This window comes from Marmoricola sp. RAF53, assembly GCF_052114005.1.
In the GTDB taxonomy this organism is placed as follows: domain Bacteria; phylum Actinomycetota; class Actinomycetes; order Propionibacteriales; family Nocardioidaceae; genus Marmoricola.
The window spans coordinates 158325-173791 of record NZ_JBFRDX010000005.1 but is presented as its reverse complement, the minus strand read 5'-3'; the positions used below and the strand labels follow the sequence as shown (position 1 = coordinate 173791).

The 15467-nt window shown below is 72.3% G+C and carries 15 protein-coding genes; 8 read left to right on the top strand and 7 right to left on the bottom strand.

Annotation, left to right across the window (positions count from 1 at the left end; translation table 11 throughout):
* Positions 1-10 precede the first annotated feature (10 nt).
* The 3 genes from AB4Y76_RS06275 to AB4Y76_RS06265 form a co-directional block, all read right to left on the bottom strand.
* A complete protein-coding gene (locus AB4Y76_RS06275) occupies positions 11-409 on the bottom strand; it encodes a hypothetical protein (RefSeq protein ID WP_441923255.1) in 399 nt (132 codons plus the stop codon).
* Between the two features lie 114 nt (positions 410-523).
* Positions 524-2653, bottom strand: a complete 2130-nt coding sequence (locus AB4Y76_RS06270) for an MMPL family transporter (protein ID WP_441923253.1) — start codon at positions 2651-2653, stop codon at positions 524-526.
* Positions 2654-2734: 81 nt separating this feature from the next.
* Entirely contained in the window at positions 2735-3430 is a 696-nt protein-coding gene (locus tag AB4Y76_RS06265; RefSeq protein WP_441923251.1) for a L,D-transpeptidase family protein, read from the bottom strand.
* 58 nt (positions 3431-3488) lie between these two features.
* Between AB4Y76_RS06265 and AB4Y76_RS06260 the strand changes: the two genes are divergently transcribed.
* Entirely contained in the window at positions 3489-4292 is an 804-nt protein-coding gene (locus AB4Y76_RS06260) for an enoyl-CoA hydratase (protein WP_441923250.1), read from the top strand.
* Here the strand turns inward: AB4Y76_RS06260 and AB4Y76_RS06255 are convergent.
* Together AB4Y76_RS06255 and coaA are read right to left on the bottom strand one after the other, a co-directional pair.
* Entirely contained in the window at positions 4276-4899 is a 624-nt protein-coding gene (locus AB4Y76_RS06255; RefSeq protein WP_441923248.1) for a class I SAM-dependent methyltransferase, read from the bottom strand. The genes AB4Y76_RS06260 and AB4Y76_RS06255 overlap by 17 nt on opposite strands.
* A gap of 11 nt (positions 4900-4910) precedes the next feature.
* Positions 4911-5867: a type I pantothenate kinase gene (gene coaA, locus AB4Y76_RS06250; protein WP_441923246.1), complete on the bottom strand. Its 957-nt coding sequence runs from the start codon at positions 5865-5867 to the stop codon at positions 4911-4913.
* Positions 5868-5971: 104 nt separating this feature from the next.
* Here coaA and glmS point away from each other — a divergent pair, with 104 nt between their 5' ends.
* Positions 5972-7816: a glutamine--fructose-6-phosphate transaminase (isomerizing) gene (gene glmS / locus AB4Y76_RS06245; RefSeq protein WP_441923244.1), complete on the top strand. Its 1845-nt coding sequence runs from the start codon at positions 5972-5974 to the stop codon at positions 7814-7816.
* Positions 7817-7832: 16 nt separating this feature from the next.
* Positions 7833-8174 (top strand): holo-ACP synthase, encoded by a 342-nt coding sequence (locus tag AB4Y76_RS06240; RefSeq protein ID WP_441923242.1) that lies wholly within the window; start codon positions 7833-7835, stop codon positions 8172-8174.
* Positions 8175-8210: 36 nt separating this feature from the next.
* On the opposite strand, the gene AB4Y76_RS06235 is transcribed toward AB4Y76_RS06240, so the two are convergent.
* Complete coding sequence (locus AB4Y76_RS06235; RefSeq protein ID WP_441923240.1) at positions 8211-9113, bottom strand: DUF559 domain-containing protein; 903 nt, start codon at positions 9111-9113, stop codon at positions 8211-8213.
* 145 nt (positions 9114-9258) lie between these two features.
* On the opposite strand from AB4Y76_RS06235, the gene AB4Y76_RS06230 reads away from it, so the two are divergent.
* The 5 genes from AB4Y76_RS06230 to rimI are packed head-to-tail and all read left to right on the top strand — an operon-like array spanning position 9259 to position 13764.
* A complete protein-coding gene (locus AB4Y76_RS06230; RefSeq protein WP_441923238.1) occupies positions 9259-10605 on the top strand; it encodes a bifunctional ADP-dependent NAD(P)H-hydrate dehydratase/NAD(P)H-hydrate epimerase in 1347 nt (448 codons plus the stop codon).
* Between the two features lie 8 nt (positions 10606-10613).
* Positions 10614-11759, top strand: coding sequence for an alanine racemase (gene alr / locus AB4Y76_RS06225; protein ID WP_441923236.1), 1146 nt, complete (start codon positions 10614-10616; stop codon positions 11757-11759).
* Complete coding sequence (gene tsaE, locus AB4Y76_RS06220; protein WP_441923234.1) at positions 11756-12673, top strand: tRNA (adenosine(37)-N6)-threonylcarbamoyltransferase complex ATPase subunit type 1 TsaE; 918 nt, start codon at positions 11756-11758, stop codon at positions 12671-12673. The genes alr and tsaE overlap by 4 nt, the downstream gene beginning before the upstream one ends.
* Before the next feature lie 9 nt (positions 12674-12682).
* Positions 12683-13312, top strand: coding sequence for a tRNA (adenosine(37)-N6)-threonylcarbamoyltransferase complex dimerization subunit type 1 TsaB (tsaB, locus tag AB4Y76_RS06215; protein ID WP_441923232.1), 630 nt, complete (start codon positions 12683-12685; stop codon positions 13310-13312).
* Positions 13309-13764: a ribosomal protein S18-alanine N-acetyltransferase gene (rimI, locus tag AB4Y76_RS06210; protein ID WP_441923230.1), complete on the top strand. Its 456-nt coding sequence runs from the start codon at positions 13309-13311 to the stop codon at positions 13762-13764. Before tsaB ends, rimI begins: the two co-directional genes overlap by 4 nt.
* Here the strand turns inward: rimI and AB4Y76_RS06205 are convergent.
* Positions 13761-15395 (bottom strand): HAD family acid phosphatase, encoded by a 1635-nt coding sequence (locus AB4Y76_RS06205; protein WP_441923228.1) that lies wholly within the window; start codon positions 15393-15395, stop codon positions 13761-13763. The two genes, rimI and AB4Y76_RS06205, sit on opposite strands and share 4 nt — an antisense overlap.
* Positions 15396-15467: the final 72 nt, after the last annotated feature.

Genomic DNA, 15467 nt, shown 5'->3' with positions numbered 1-15467 from the left:
TGGTCGCTCCTCACGGGTACCGGGCCACGTGGCGCCCCGCCAGGGCGGTGCTGAGCATCCCGCAGGCCGCGGTGATCGCGGGCAGGAAGAACCCTCCGACGACGGTGACGACGGGGATGAAGTTGCCGTCCGGCTCGACGGCCACGGCCGCCGCCAGGTCGAGCGTCGCCGCGGTGTAGCCACCGATCGCGAGGGCGAGCACGAGGAACGGCCAGAGCGGGATCGGGTCCTTCGACAGCCACCGGTACGCCGGCGCCGGAGCCAGGCAGGCCAGCGGGACAAGCGCGGCCAGGTTGAGCCGATCCGCCGTCCATTCGCCGACGACGAACAGCAGCACCCAGGTGAGCACGGCGAAGGCCGTCGGAACCAGGACGAGCCAGAGGATGCGGTTCGCGGTGTCGTTGCTCATGCCGTCGAGCATCGCCGAGGCGGCGTACCAGCCACATCCGTACGGGTACTCATGCCGGAACGCGAAGCGCCCCCTGGAAAGCTCCGGGGGGCGCTTGCTGCGGTCCGGCTCGGGTCAGTGGTGGCCGACCCGGGCCTCGTGCTCCTCGGCGGTCTCGTCGCCGTGGCCGGGCCACCAAGCGGTGTGGCCCATCAGGGTGGTGATCGCCGGGGTGAAGAACATCGCCATCACGAAGGCAGCGACGAAGATGCCGAAGGAGAGCGCGAAGCCCATCGACACGATCAGCGAGTTTCCGCCGAGCATCAGCGAGGCGAAGGTGCCCGAGAGGATGACACCGGCGGCCGCGATCGTCGGGCCGGCGTGCTTGAGCGCCTCGGCGGCCGCGTCGCGGCTGGTCTTCCCGGCCCGGGCCTCCTCGCGGAGCCGGGCGATCATCAAGATGTTGTAGTCGGTCCCGAGGGCCACGACGAACAGGTAGATGTAGATCGGCAGCAGGAAGATCAGGCCCGGGTCTCCCTTGAAGTGCTGGATCGCGATCACGGTCGCACCGAGCGTCGCGCCGAAGCCGAGCGCCACCGAGGCCATCAGGTAGAGCGGTGCGACCAGCGAGCGGAGCAGCAGCGCCAGGATGATCATGATCAGGATCGCGGCGACCGAGAAGACCACCTTGTAGTCGCGGATCATCGCCTTGTCCATGTCCACGAACACCGACGTGGTGCCGCCGACGTACGCCACGGTGCCTTCCGGCGCGGCGGCCTGCACGGCGGAGCGGATCGGGCCGCGGACGTTGGCGATCGCGGCGTCCGAACCCGGGTCGTCCTTGAGCAGGAAGGTGAACGAGGCCGCCTTGCCGTTCTCGGAGATCTCGCCCGGGGCCGCGAAGGCGACGCCCTTGACCGTCTTGAAGTCGTTGTGGAACTCGTTGACCTGCGCGGCCGTGAGCTGGCCGTCCTTCGCCTTGAGCATCACGTACGACGGGTCGGTCGCGCCCGGCGGCAGGCCCTTCTGCAGCGTGGTCAGGGCCTCGGTCGACTCGGCGCCCTTCGGCAGGCTGGAGTTGAAGTCGAACGTCGGGTTGAACCCGAGGGCGAAGCAGGCGAGCACGGCGAGCGTGCCGCCGGAGACCAGGGCGTACACGCCGGGGCGGCGACCCAGGCTCTTGCCGACCGCGCCGAACCGGGCGGCCTCGGGGTCCTTGGCCCAGTTCTTCGACGGCCAGAACAGCGCCTTGCCGAAGATCGTCATCAGCGCCGGCACCAGGGTCAGCGCGGCGACCAGGGTGACCGCGACCGCGATCGCCAGCGCCGGGCCGATCGACTTGAAGATGCTCAGCGAGGAGAGGACCAGCGCCATGAAGGCGACGATGACCGCGCCACCGGCGGAGGCGATCGCCTCACCGGCGCGCTCCATCGCGTGCACGACCGAGTCCTTGATGTCCGCGCCGGTCCGGAGCTGTTCGCGGTACCGGAACAGCAGGAACAGCATGTAGTCGGTGCCGATGCCGAAGAGCACGACGATGAGGATCTGGGAGACCGACGAGTCGGCCTTCAGGTCGAAGGCCTTGTTGGCCCAGCCGATCAGGCCGGTGGCGACCGGGATCATGAAGGCGCCGACGACGATCAGCGGCAGCACGCAGATCAGCACGCTGCGGAAGATGAAGGCGAGCAGGACGACGATCAGCACCGCGGTCGCGATGCCGACGATGAGCAGCGCCTTGTCGCCGGACTCCTGGCTGTCGAGCTGCTGCGGTGCGGCCCCGGTGGTCTGGACCTGGAGATCGGTGCCCTCGACGAGGGGCTTGAGGTCCTTGCGGAGATCCTTCGCGGCGTCGACCGCGGCCGGGTCGAAACCGCTGGCCTTGTCCGCCAGGCCCACGACGCCGAGCTGGACGAGCCGGTTGTCCGACGGCGGCTGGGCCGCGGCGCCCGCGAAGACCTTCCGGTCGAGCTTCGGGTTGAGCCCGGTGACGATCGCGGTCACCTTCGCGGCGTCGGCGTCGGTCAGCTTGCCGCCGTCGGTGCGGGTGAAGACCAGGATCGCGCCCGGCTGCGTCTGTCCCGGGAAGTTGTCGTTCTGGACCTGGAGCGCCCGGATGGACTCGTAGTGCTTGGGCAGGAACTCGGCGTTGTTCGAGGTCGACTCCAGCGCCGGCGCGAAGATCGCGCACGCGACGGCGGCGACGGCCCAGAACAGGACGACGAGCCAGCGGAAACGGGTTACGAAACGTCCGAGGGCAGCAAACATGAGCCAAAGCGTAGTGGCTGGACAGGTGTCCAGCCGAACTCGGGGCACATGCCCTTGATCACATTGACGAGACGCTCTGTCTCATCTCCCGATCGCGATCACCGGGCGGCGTACGGGGTCGAGGAGGGTCATCGTCCGAGCCAGGAACGCCCGCGGTGCCGAGACGCAGCCGGCCGTCGCCCCGCGGCCGTTGACGTGCAGGAAGATGCCGGAGCCGCGGTGCCGGACCGGGTGGGCGTAGTTGAAGCCGATGACCACCGACATCGCGTACTCCACCGGGTACGCCGCCAGCCGCTCGGACCCGTTCTCCGTCCGCGGGTCCAGCCACCAGCGGAAGCCGCCGAGCGCCTTGTCCCGCATCCGGTTGTAGAACCGCGAGGCGTTGTCCTGCACCCAGTAGTAGCCCGGCCGGATCCGGACGTACCCCAGGTCCCAGGAGGCGCGCCGCTCGCCGGTACCGAAGCTGGAGAGCAGCCGATAGGTGCCCAGGGGAGTGGTGCCGGACCCCTGCCGCCGCCGGGTCGGGCTCACCAGGCCGCCGTACCCGATCCGTGCCGCCCGGCTCAGCGCCAGCCGCTTCCAGCCGTCCGGGCGCCGCTCCCAGAACGAGACCCGCGCGTGCGTGCCGGAGGTGCGGTTCACGGTGACCACCTGGGTCGAGCCGGCCGGAAGACGGACCAGGACGCCGTCGAGGCGGAGGTCCGCGGCGGTGGCCGGAACCCAGGCCAGCGCCACCACGCAGGCCAGGGCGAGCGCCAGGACGGTGAGCCTCGTCATCGCCTCATCTCCTCACATCCGCAGACCTGGGGCCAGCAGGCTCGCTAGGTTGCCTGCTGTGAACTTCGTGCTTGTCTCCAGGCCCGTACCCGAGGTCGCCGTGGTGACACTCAACCGTCCCGAGCGGATGAACGCGATGGCGTTCGACGTGATGGTGCCGTTCGTCGAGCAGCTCAAGGAGCTCGGCCACGACAACAGCATCCGCGCCCTCGTCGTCACCGGGGCGGGGCGCGGCTTCTGCTCCGGCGCCGACCAGGAGTCCGCCGGTACGCCGCCGTACGTCGAGGGCCTGACCCGGCCGACGTACGCGCTGCGCTCGATGGAGATGCTCGACGACATCACCCACACGCTGCGCAAGCTGCACCAGCCGGTGATCGCCGCGATCAACGGCGCCGCGATCGGTGGCGGCCTCTGCCTGAGCCTGGCCTGCGACATCCGGATCGCGGCGCCCGGCGCGTACTTCCGCGCCGCCGGCATCAACAACGGCCTGACGGCGAGCGAGCTTGGCCTCTCCTACCTGCTGCCGCGCGCGATCGGCTCGTCGCGCGCAGCGGAGATCATGCTCACCGGCCGCGACGTGCAGGCCGAGGAGGCCGAGCGGATCGGGCTGGTCAGCGAGATCGCCGAGGACGTCGTCGCCCGGGCCGTCGAGATCGGCCGGCGGATCGCCGGGTTCTCCCAACCCGGCGTCGAGCTGACCAAGCGCACCCTGGTCAACGGCCTGGACGCGTCCTCGCTGGAGGGCCACATGGCCGCCGAGGGCCTCGGCCAGCTCTACCTGCGGATCCTCACCGACAACTTCGAGGAAGCCACCCAGGCCCGCAAGGAAGGCCGCCCGCCGCGGTTCAGCGACTCCCGGTGACGGCCAGCACCGCCACGCAGTAGTCGTCGGCCGGCGGGTGGAGCTCGTAGGTGCCGAACCGGTGCTGGACCCTCAGCCCGGCCGCGTCGACGTCCCGGGCGAACTCCTCGAACGGGTAGTCCCGGGCGTTCCCGTGCATCCGGCGCGGGTGGAAGCCGACCAGGATCCGGCCCCCGGGCGCGAGCAGGTCGCGCAGGGTGGCCAGCATCTGCTGCTCGGTGTCGGGCGCGGCGAACACGATGACGTTCCCGACCAGCACGATCAGGTCGAAGTCGGCGCGGTGCCCGGCCTCGGCGAGTCGGTCGCGCGACAGGGCGAGGAGGTCGGACGCCAGCATCGGCAGGTCCGGGAACAGGTGAGCCGCCCGCTCGATGAGGTCGGGGTCCTTCTCGACGGCGAGCACGTCGTGGCCCCGGGCGGCGAGGGCGCCGCCGATCCGACCGATCCCGGCGCCGGCGTCCAGGATCCGCGAGCCGCGGCCGACCAGGACGTCCGCCAGACGCGCCTCGCCCTCGACGTCGGCGCCGGTCTCGATGAGGCGGGTGAACTCGTCCTTGTAACCGCTCTGGCCCCACTGCTCCCACCGGGTCTCGGGCACCTCGGTCACGGCGATCTCCTCTACAACTTCCGCAGGCGCACCCAGCGCACCGAGTGGTCGCGGTCCTTGCGCAGCACCAGCGTCGCACGGGACCGGGTCGGCGCCACGTTGTGCGCCAGGTTCGGCCCGTTGATCTCGTCCCAGATCCGGCCGGCCTCCGCGACCGCGTCGTCGCCGGAGAGGCCGGCGTACTTGGCGAAGTACGACGCGGGGTCGCGGAACGCGGTCTCCCGCAGCCGCAGGAACCGCTCGGTGTACCACTGCCGGATGTCGTTGGTGGCGGCGTCGACGTAGATGCTGAAGTCGAAGAAGTCGCTCACCGCCAGGCCGGTCCGGCCGTCCTCGCGGACCTGCGGCGGCTGGAGCACGTTGAGGCCCTCGACGATGACGATGTCGGGGCGGGAGACCACGACCCTCTCGTCGGTGACGTCGTAGACGAGGTGCGAGTAGACCGGCGCCTCGACCTCTTCCTTGCCGGACTTGATGTCGATCACGAACTTGAGCAGCCGCTTGCGGTCGTAGGACTCGGGGAAGCCCTTGCGGTGCAGGATGCCGCGCCGGATCAGCTCGTCGTTGGGGTAGAGGAAGCCGTCGGTGGTCACCAGCGCGACCTTCGGGTGCGCCGGCCAGTGCGCGAGCATCTCCTGGAGGACGCGGGCGGTGGTCGACTTGCCGACCGCCACCGACCCTGCCAGGCCGATCACGAACGGCGTCCGCGGCGGGTGCGGCCGGTCGAGGAAGTCCTCCTGGGCACGGTGCAGCGAGCCCGCCGACTCGACGTACAGGCTGAGCAGCCGGGACAGCGGCAGGTAGACCTGCTGCACCTCGTCGATGTCGAGCTGCTCGCCCAGGCCGCGCACCCGCTCGATCTCCAGCTCGGAGAGCGGCTGGTCGGTGTGGGCCCCCAGCTCCGCCCAGGCGAGCCGGTCGAGCTCCACGTACGGCGACGTCTCGCCCGGGTGCGTGCCGTTCGCCATGCGGGGGATTCTTCCAGCCCGCGGTCCGAGCGTCGCCGTGGGGCCGGTCACGCGCCCCGCTCGGCGGTCCGGGAGCGCGCCAGCGGCCCCGTAGACTGCCCGGCATGTGTGGGATCGTGGGATACGTCGGTGAGCAGCAGGCCCGGGACGTCGTGGTCGAGGGGCTGCGCCGCCTGGAGTACCGCGGCTACGACTCGGCCGGCATCGCGCTCGTCACCGACGGCCGGATCGCCTCGGACAAGCGGGCCGGCAAGCTGGCGAACCTGGAGAAGGTGATCGGGGAGAACCCGCTGCCGCCGGCGACGACCGGCATCGGCCACACCCGGTGGGCCACCCACGGCGCGCCGAACGACGTCAACGCGCACCCGCACCTCGGCCAGCAGGGCCGGGTCGCGGTCGTGCACAACGGCATCATCGAGAACTTCGCCCGGCTGCGCGACGAGCTGGAGCAGGCCGGCCACGAGCTCCGCTCCGAGACCGACACCGAGATCGCGGCGCACCTGCTCGAGATCGAGGTCGCCGCGGGCGCCGACCTGACCACCGCGATGCAGAACGTCTGCCGCCGCCTCGAGGGCGCCTTCACGCTCGTCGCGATCGACGGGCAGGACAACTCCCGGGTGGTCGCGGCCCGGCGGAACTCGCCCCTGGTCGTCGGCCTCGGCGAGGGCGAGAACTTCATCGGCTCCGACGTCGCCGCGTTCATCGAGCACACCCGCGAGGCGCTCGAGCTCGGCCAGGACCAGGTCGTGACCATCACCCGCGAAGGCGTCGCTGTCTCCGACTACGACGGCAACCCGGCCGAGGGCCGCCGCTACCACGTCGACTGGGACCTCGCCGCCGCCGAGAAGGACGGCTACGACTGGTTCATGCGCAAGGAGATCTTCGAGCAGCCGCGCGCGGTCGCCGACGGTCTGCTCGGCCGCCACGACGAGGACGGCCAGCTCCAGCTCGACGAGGTCCGGATCAGCGACGACGAGCTGCGCGACATCGACAAGATCATCATCATCGGCTGCGGCACCGCGAACTACGCGGGCATGGTCGCCAAGTACGCCATCGAGCACTGGACCCGGATCCCGTGCGAGGTCGAGCTCGCCCACGAGTTCCGCTACCGCGACCCGATCCTGACCCGCAACACCCTGGTCGTCGCGATCAGCCAGTCCGGCGAGACCGCCGACACGCTGATGGCGATCCGGCACGCGGTCACCCAGAAGGCCAAGGTGCTGGCGATCTGCAACACCAACGGCTCGACCATCCCCCGCGAGTCCGACGCGGTCATCTACACCCACGCCGGTCCGGAGATCGGGGTCGCGTCCACGAAGGGCTTCCTGACCCAGCTGATCGCCTGCTACCTGCTCGGCCTCTACCTGGCCCAGGTGCGCGGCACGAAGTTCGGCGACGAGATCGCCGCGATCGTCCGCGAGCTCGCCCAGATGCCGGCGTACGTGGAGCAGGTGCTGGCCGACGCCGACACCATCTACGCGCTGGCCGAGCGGTTCAAGGACGCGAAGTCGGTGCTGTTCCTGGGCCGGCACGCCGGTTTCCCGGTGGCCCTGGAGGGTGCGCTCAAGCTCAAGGAGCTCGCCTACATCCACGCCGAGGGTTTCGCCGCCGGCGAGCTCAAGCACGGCCCGATCGCCCTGATCGAGGAGGGCCTGCCGGTCTTCTGCGTCGTTCCGCCGCGCGGCCGCGACCAGCTGCACGACAAGATGATCAGCGCGATCCAGGAGATCCGCGCCCGCGGCGCGCTCACCATCGTGCTGGCCGAGGAGGACGACGACGAGGTCAAGCCGTACGCGGACGTGCTGATCCCGCTGCCGACGGTGCCGACGCTGCTCCAGCCGGTGGTCGCGACGATCCCGCTGCAGCTGTTCAGCTGCGAGCTCGCGACCCTGATGGGCCACGACGTCGACCAGCCGCGCAACCTCGCCAAGTCCGTCACGGTCGAGTGACCCGGGCGGAGCTCCCGTGCTGATCGGCGTCGACGTCTGCGACATCGGCCGCTTCCAGGCGTCCCTGGAGCGCACCCCGTCGCTGCGCGACAAGCTCTTCTGCCCGGCCGAGGCGGACCTGCCGGTGGCGTCGCTGGCGGCCAGGTTCGCCGCCAAGGAGGCGCTCGCCAAGGCGCTCGGCGCTCCCGGCAACCTGGGCTGGCACGACGCCGAGGTGGTCTCGCTGCCCTCCGGCCAGCCCACCCTGGAGCTGCGCGGCACCGTCCTGGCCCGCGCCACCGAGCTCGGGGTGAGCCGGGCCCAGGTGACGCTGTCCCACGACGCCGGTGTCGCGATGGCGTTCGTCGTCCTTGAGTGACAGGTCGTGTGCCTCTCGACGCGCTGGGGCGCGTCCTCAGGCACACAACCCGTGCCTTTGCAGGTCCGAGAGAACAGTCTCGGGGTGTTCGCGGAGTTCGCGGGCGGTGCAACGGATCACGATCCGGCCCTGACCGGAGAGGTGCCGCTGGCGGGCGAGATCGTCCTCCCAGTGCTCGACCTCCATGTGGAAGGCGCCGTCGATCTCCAGGATCAAGGTCCGTCCGTCGCGGAGCGCCCATTCGCAATCCGTGAACCGAACTCGACCCGTGGCGTCACGACGCTTCGCCTGCCGTCGCGGCGGGGGCAGCCCCGCTCGCCGGCAGAGCCGACCGAGATCGAGCTCCGCCAGGGACTCGGCGCCGCCACCGATGTCGATCAGGGTTCGGCGGAAGAGCCGGGCGCGGCGCAGGGGCGTCATCGCACGGAGCTCGCGGAGGAGTGCGTCCGGTGTCGTCAGGCGTTGCTGGACGACGGCCGCGAGCACCCCCTGCGCCGTACGGGCGGAGCGGTCGTAGCCGGCCATCAACAGGGCAGCCGGCTCGACTCGGCAAAGAGGGATGACGGATCCGGGGGCGCGGAACACGGGAAGCGGCCGGCGGGTCCGGAAGAACCGGACGCCGGGCACCGGGTCAAAGGACAGCTCGTCGTCGACCAGGATCGTGACGTCATCGCGGTGCCAGTTCCGGAGCCCGTGCCACTCCAATGCGCTCAGACCGCCGACGAGCGCGTCGCCCCCGGCGTGAAGGACGCCGAGCCACACCCGCTGGCGCCAGGTCAGCTCTCCGGTGGTCGTGCTGATCACTGTCGGCGTACGGGCCACCCACCGCCGCGCGGCGATCTCGTTGCGCACCCGGTCTGCATCGATCCCGACACCGTTGAGCTGTCGCCGCGCCACGACCCCGGCCTGCTGAGCCGCCAGTCTTTCCCACCGCTCCATCCGACGAGGCTGCCCGAGAGCGGGTCGGTAGGTTGTTCGTCCTCCACAGACTCCGGGTCGTGTGCCCCTCGACGCGCTCTGGCGCGTCCTCAGGCACACAACCCGGTTTACTGGGGCCATGCGGGCGGCCCATGAGGTGGAGCAGGTGCGCGCGGCTGAGCACGCGCTGATGGCGACGGTCCCGGACGGGACGCTGATGCAGCGCGCGGCGGCGGGCCTCGCGGTCGCGGTCGCGGACCTGCTCGGCGGCGTCTACGGGCGCCGGGTGCTGCTGCTGGTCGGGCCCGGGGACAACGGCGGCGACGCCCTGTACGCCGGCGCGCTGCTGGCCCGCCGGGGAGCGGCCGTCGAGGCGGTCCTGCTGGCCGAGCGCGCCCACGAGGCCGGTCTGGCCGAGCTCCGCGCGCGGGGCGGACGGGTCGTCGCGATCGCCGGGGCGCACCGGCCGGACGTGGTGGTGGACGGGATCGTCGGCATCGGCGGCCGTCCCGGTCTGCGCCCCGACGCCGCCGCCGCGGTGGCCGCCTTCCCCGGGGTCCCGGTGGTCGCGGTGGACGTGTCGTCCGGCGTCGGCGTCGACGACGGCACCCTCGACGGGCCGCACGTCCTCGCGGACCTCACCGTCACCTTCGGCACCCACAAGGGCTGCCACCTGATCGACCCGGCCGCCTCGGTCGCCGGCTCGGTCGTGCTCGTCGACATCGGCCTGGACCTTCCGGGGGCCGGGGTGACCGCGCTGCAGGCCGAGGACGTCGGCGCGCTGCTGCCGCGGCCGGGCAGGTTCGCGCAGAAGTACACCCGCGGCGTGGTCGGCGTCCGGGCCGGCTCGGAGCACTACCCGGGGGCGGCCGTACTGGCCACCTCGGGTGCGGCCGCCGGCCTGGCCGGGATGGTCCGCTACCTCGGCCCCGCCGGTGCCGCGGTCCAGGCCCGTCACCCCGGGACCGTGCTCGCGCCCGGACGGGTGCAGGCCTGGGTGGTCGGTCCGGGCGGCGGTGACGACGTCGCCGACGAGCTCGCCGCCGCGCTCGCCGACGGGGTTCCCGTGGTGGTGGACGCCGCGGCGCTGCCGCACGCGGTCCCGGGTCACCCGTTGCAGGTGCTCACCCCGCACGCCGGGGAGCTGGCCGCGCTGCTGGGCACCGAGCGCGAGCGCGTCGAGGCCGAGCAGCTCGCGCACGCCCGCGAAGCGGCCACGAGGTTCGGCTGCGTCGTCCTGCTGAAGGGCCGGCACTCGCTGACCGCCCATCCGGACGGACGGGTCCGGGTGACCACCAGCGGCCTGCCGTGGCTCGCCGTGGCCGGCGCCGGCGACGTCCTCTCCGGCGTGATCGGGTCGCTGCTCGCCGCCGGCCTGGACCCCTTCGACGCCACCTCGGTCGGCTCGTGGATCCACGGCGCCGCGGCCGTGCTCGCCGGCGGGGGCGGCCCGGTCACCCCCGAGGCGGTCGCCGACGCGGTGGGGCGCGTGGTTTCCGGCCTGCCAGAATGACGGGCGTCATGGAAGCCAGCGCCCGCTACCGCCGCGCCGAGATCGTCGTCGATCTCGGCGCGATCCGTCGCAACGTCGAGACGCTGCGCGAGCGCGTCGAGGTCCCGGTGATGGTGGTGGTCAAGGCCGACGGCTACGGACACGGGATGCTGGCCGCCGCCCGGGCGGCCCGTGCCGGCGGCGCCACCTGGCTCGGCGTGGCCGACCGCGACGAGGCGCTCGCGCTGCGCGACGCCGGCGACACCGGCCGGATCCTCGCCTGGCTCGGGATGCCCGGGGAGGACCCGACGCCGCTGCTCGCCGCGGACGTCGACGTGGCGGCGTACTCGGTGGCAGAGCTGACCGCGATCGCGACCGCCGCCCGCGCGCTCGGCAGCCCGGCCCGGGTGCACCTCAAGGTCGACACCGGGTTGTCCCGCGGTGGAGCCCCGGTCGCGGACTGGGACGCCCTGGTCGCCGCCGCCCGGTCCGCCGAGCTCGCCGGCGAGGTCGTCGTCGCCGGCGTCTGGTCGCACTTCGCCTGCTCCGACGAGCCTGCGCATCCCGCGAACGACGCCCAGGAGTCGGTCTTCCGCGACGCGCTGGAGGTCGCCGAGCGGGAGGGCCTGGCACCCGAGGTGCGCCACCTCGCGAACTCCGCGGCCGCGCTGCTGCGCCCGTCGTCCCGGTTCGACCTGGTCCGGTTCGGGCTCGCGGCGTACGGGCTCAGCCCGGCGCCGGAGGAGGCGTCGGCCGCCGACCTCGGCCTGGTCCCGGCGATGACGGTCCGCGCCCGGGTGGTCCTCGGCAAGGACCTCGACGCGGGTGCCGGGATCTCCTACGGCCACACCTACGTCACCGAGCGTCCGGTGCACGTCGCCCTCGTCCCGCTCGGGTACGGCGACGGCATCCCGCGGCACGCCTCGTCCGCGGCCCAGGTCCTCGTCGGCGGTGTCCGCGGCGACGTCCTCGGCCGGATCTGCATGGACCAGTTCGTCGTCGAGGCGCCCGCGGGCGTCGCGGCCGGTGACGAGGTGGTGCTCTTCGGCCCGGGCGCCGACGGCGAGCCGACCGCGCAGGAGTGGGCCGAGCGCTGCGGCACCATCTCCTACGAGATCGTCACCCGGATCGGCGGCAACGCCGGCCGCGCCGCGCGCAGGTGGGTCGAGGGATGACCGAGATCCGCGAGATCGGCGCCGAGCACGCCGACGAGGTCCTCGCCGTCATCCACGGCGCCTTCGGCGACCGGCCCGTCCTGGACCCGCCGGCCACCGCGATGGACGAGACCAGCGCGTCGGTCGGTACGGCGCTCGCGGAGCACGGCGGCCTCCTCGCCGTCCACGACGGCGAACCCGTCGGTGCCCTGATCTTCGCCGGTGGCGGCGCGCTGCTCGGTCTCCGCCGGGTCGGCGTCCTCGCGGCCGCCCGCAAGCACGGCGTCGCCAGCCTGCTCGCCGAGCGGGCCGAGGCGGTGGCCCGCCAGCGCGGCTACCGCGGCCTGGCCCTGGAGGCTCGCGCCGAGCTGCCGCGGACGGTCCAGTTCTGGGAGCGCCACGGGTACGCCGAGGTCGGTCGCGACGGCCCGCGGATCCACTTCGAGCGACTGCTCCCGCTCTCCCTCACGCTGCCGACCGCCGAGGACACCCAGGAGCTCGGCCGCCGGCTCGGCGCGCTGCTCCGCGCCGGGGACCTGCTCATCCTCACCGGCGACCTCGGCGCCGGGAAGACGACGTTCACCCAGGGTCTCGGCGACGGCCTCGGCGTGCGGGGTCCGGTGACCTCGCCGACCTTCGTGATCGCCCGGGTGCACCCGTCGCTGACCGACGGCCCCGCACTCGTGCACGTCGACGCCTACCGGCTCGGGGACAGCGCCGAGCTCGACGACCTCGACCTCGACACCGACCTCGACCTCGCCGTCACGGTGGTCGAGTGGGGGACCGGGCTGGCCGAGGCGCTGGCCGGCGACCGGCTCGAGCTGACCCTGCACCGGGCCGCGGACGACGTCCGGACGCTGCGGGTCCAGGCCCGCGGTGGACGGTGGAGCGACGTGGACCTCGGCTCGGAGATCGGCACCGGGCCGGCTCGGTAACCTCGACCCATGCTGCTCGCCTTCGACACCGCCACCCCGCACGTCACCGTCGCCCTGCACGACGGGGAGCGGGTGGTCGCGCGGTACTCGTCGACCGAGTCGATGCGGCACGGCGAGATGCTCGCCCCCGGCATCGCCGCGGTCCTCGCGGAGGCCGGTGCGATCAGCCAGGACATCACCGCCGTCGCCGTCGGCGTCGGGCCGGGGCCGTTCACCGGCCTGCGGGTCGGCCTGGTGACCGCGCGCACGATGGGCTACGCCCTGGAGATCCCCGTCTACGGCGTCTGCTCGCTCGACGTGCTCGCCGCGGAGGCGATCGACGCCGGGCTCACGGACTTCGTCGTCGCGACCGACGCCCGCCGCAAGGAGGTCTACCGGGCGGCGTACGAGAACGGCGCGCGGGTCTCCGGCCCGGACGTGGTGAAGCCGCTCGACGCGGCCACCGACGCCCTGGTCGTCGGGTACGGCGGCACCCTCTACCCGGACGCCTTCCCGAACGCACGCGGCCCGGAGCACCCGGACGCTGCGGTGCTGGCCGACGTCGTGGTCGGTGAGCGCTTCGAGCTGCTCGACCCCGAGCCGCTCTACCTGCGCCGGCCGGACGCGGTGGCCGGCCTGCCGGCGAAGAAGGTGTCGTGATCAGGGCCGCCCGCGCCGACGACGTCGACCGCGTCGTCGCGCTGGAGGCCGCCACCCAGGACGAGGACGCCTGGAGCGAGAACCTGGTCCGCGACGGCATCACCGGCGGCCTGCCCACGATCAGCTACCTCGTCGCCGAGGTCGACGGAGAGGTCGCCGGCTACGCCGTCGCGTCGTACGCCGGCGACATCGCCGAGCTGCAGCGGATCGGGGTCGACGAGACGGCCCGGCGCCGCGGCCTGGCGACCGCCCTGCTCGACGCCGTGGTCGTCGCCGCCCCCGCCACCGGTGCGAACCGGCTGCTGCTCGAGGTCCGCGAGGACAACGCCGGTGCGCTGGCCTTCTACGCCGCCCGCGGGTTCGTCGAGATCGACCGGCGCCCGCGGTACTACCGCGACGGAGCGACCGCCGTGGTGATGCGGCGGCCGCTCTTGAAGGGCTGTGGCTACTAAGGCAGGTAGTAGGTCGGGTTCGGCAGCTTCACGGTCCGGTCGGCGTACCCGCCGATCAGGTCGGAGAACTGGTCGCCGAAGTTCGCGATCACGTCGTACCCCTGGTTCTCGACGTAGCGCCGGACCCCCGACTTGTACTGGATGGTCGTGCAGCCCGGGTTGTTCTCGCACGGGGTCCCCGCGAAGACGGCCGCCGGCGGCGTCGCGCCGCTGGCCCACTTGGTGAAGTAGTGCGCGTCGGTGAAGGCGGTGTAGCCGACCTTCGCGAGGTTGCCGAGCGTGGCCGCGCGCTGCGGGTCCCGCCGGCCGGTGAGGCCGACGACGGTGCACCCGGCCGCGCCGACGCGGTTGACCAGGTCGACCATCCCGGGGACTGCCGGGAACTTCTGCGGCTGCACCCAGCCGACGTCCTGGAGGACCGGGTCGAAGTTGAAGTGCATCGCGCCGTCCTCCATGTCGTAGGTCCACAGGGTGGTGTCGTCGGCGTCGAAGACCACGGCGGGCTGCTCGCCCTCGCGGACCTCGTGGCGGCAGCGGTCGACCAGCCGGTCGGTCTGCTTGCGCGCGATCCCGCTCACCTCGGAGATGTACGGCGAGGTGCTCTTGTTCGCGATCCCGTTGCTGTCGGCGCCGTAGTAGGTGCGGATCGTCGACTTCACCGAGTCGATGTTCGGGATGCCCTCACCGCCGGCGGTCAGCCCGGAGGTCCCGTCGGGCGCCATCCGGAAGTGCGTGCGCGGGGCCAGCCGCGGCTCGTGCACGCCGGGCAGGTTCGCGCTCGGCAGGTAGTAGGTCGGGTTCGGCAGCTTGAGCGCGCGGTCGGCGTACCCGCCCTGGAGGTCGGAGAACTGGTCGCCGACGTTGAGCACGATGTCGTAGCCGAGGTCCTGCTCGATGTGCTTGCGGGTGTTCGCCTTGTACTCGACCGTCGTGCACGCGGCCACGCAGGTCACGTACGCCGGCTTGTTCGTGTCCGGGCCGTCCCACTTGGTGAAGAAGTTGTCGGCGTCGAACGCGGTGTACCCGACCTTCTCCAGGTTGGCGACGGTCGCCGCCTCCTGGGCGAACCGGCGCCCGGTGATCCCGAAGATCGCGTAGCCCTTCGCCTCGGCCGCGGCGACGAAGTCGACCATCCCCGGCGTGGCCGGGAACTTCTGGCCGAAGACCCAGGTCGCCTGCAGGGCCGGGTCGAAGTTGAAGTGCATCAGGTTGTCCTCCATGTCGTACGTCCACAGCGTGGTGTCGTCGGCATCGAGGACGATGGCCTTCTTGCGGGCCGGGGAGACCGGGCGCAGCCGGGCGAGCGCCCTGGTCTCGATCGCGTGCATCTCGGTGATGTAGGGCGAGGTGGTCTTGTTCGCGATCCCGTCGCCGCCGGCTCCGTAGTAGGTGCGGATCGTCGACTTCACCGAGTCGATGTTCGGGATCCCGGCGCCTCCCGCGGTGAGGCCGCTGGACCCGTCCGGCTCCATCGTGAAGTGGGTGCGCGGCGCCAGCGCCGGACCGTGGCGGTGGTGGTTCTCGTGGGCGTCTGCCGGGGCGGCGACCCCGAGGGTGAACCCGAGAGTGAGCGCGGCGGCGCCGCTGACGACGACGGCGACCAGCCGTCGGGTGGACGTGGGGTGCTGCATGGAGGCCTCCCGAACTCCTGGGAAACGGTCCGGTGACCGCCTCGACACGTGACGGCAGACGGCCGTCGGGGG

What these genes read in the sequence shown, in the direction of transcription:
- AB4Y76_RS06275 (WP_441923255.1), bottom strand. Translation starts at nt 409, where the DNA reads ATGAGCAACGACACCGCGAACCGCATCCTCTGGCTCGTCCTGGTTCCG.
- AB4Y76_RS06270 (WP_441923253.1), bottom strand. Translation starts at nt 2,653, where the DNA reads ATGTTTGCTGCCCTCGGACGTTTCGTAACCCGTTTCCGCTGGCTCGTC.
- AB4Y76_RS06265 (WP_441923251.1), bottom strand. Translation starts at nt 3,430, where the DNA reads ATGACGAGGCTCACCGTCCTGGCGCTCGCCCTGGCCTGCGTGGTGGCG.
- coaA (WP_441923246.1), bottom strand. Translation starts at nt 5,867, where the DNA reads ATGGCGAACGGCACGCACCCGGGCGAGACGTCGCCGTACGTGGAGCTC.
- glmS (WP_441923244.1), top strand. Translation starts at nt 5,972, where the DNA reads ATGTGTGGGATCGTGGGATACGTCGGTGAGCAGCAGGCCCGGGACGTC.
- AB4Y76_RS06235 (WP_441923240.1), bottom strand. Translation starts at nt 9,113, where the DNA reads ATGGAGCGGTGGGAAAGACTGGCGGCTCAGCAGGCCGGGGTCGTGGCG.
- alr (WP_441923236.1), top strand. Translation starts at nt 10,614, where the DNA reads ATGGAAGCCAGCGCCCGCTACCGCCGCGCCGAGATCGTCGTCGATCTC.
- tsaE (WP_441923234.1), top strand. Translation starts at nt 11,756, where the DNA reads ATGACCGAGATCCGCGAGATCGGCGCCGAGCACGCCGACGAGGTCCTC.
- tsaB (WP_441923232.1), top strand. Translation starts at nt 12,683, where the DNA reads ATGCTGCTCGCCTTCGACACCGCCACCCCGCACGTCACCGTCGCCCTG.
- AB4Y76_RS06205 (WP_441923228.1), bottom strand. Translation starts at nt 15,395, where the DNA reads ATGCAGCACCCCACGTCCACCCGACGGCTGGTCGCCGTCGTCGTCAGC.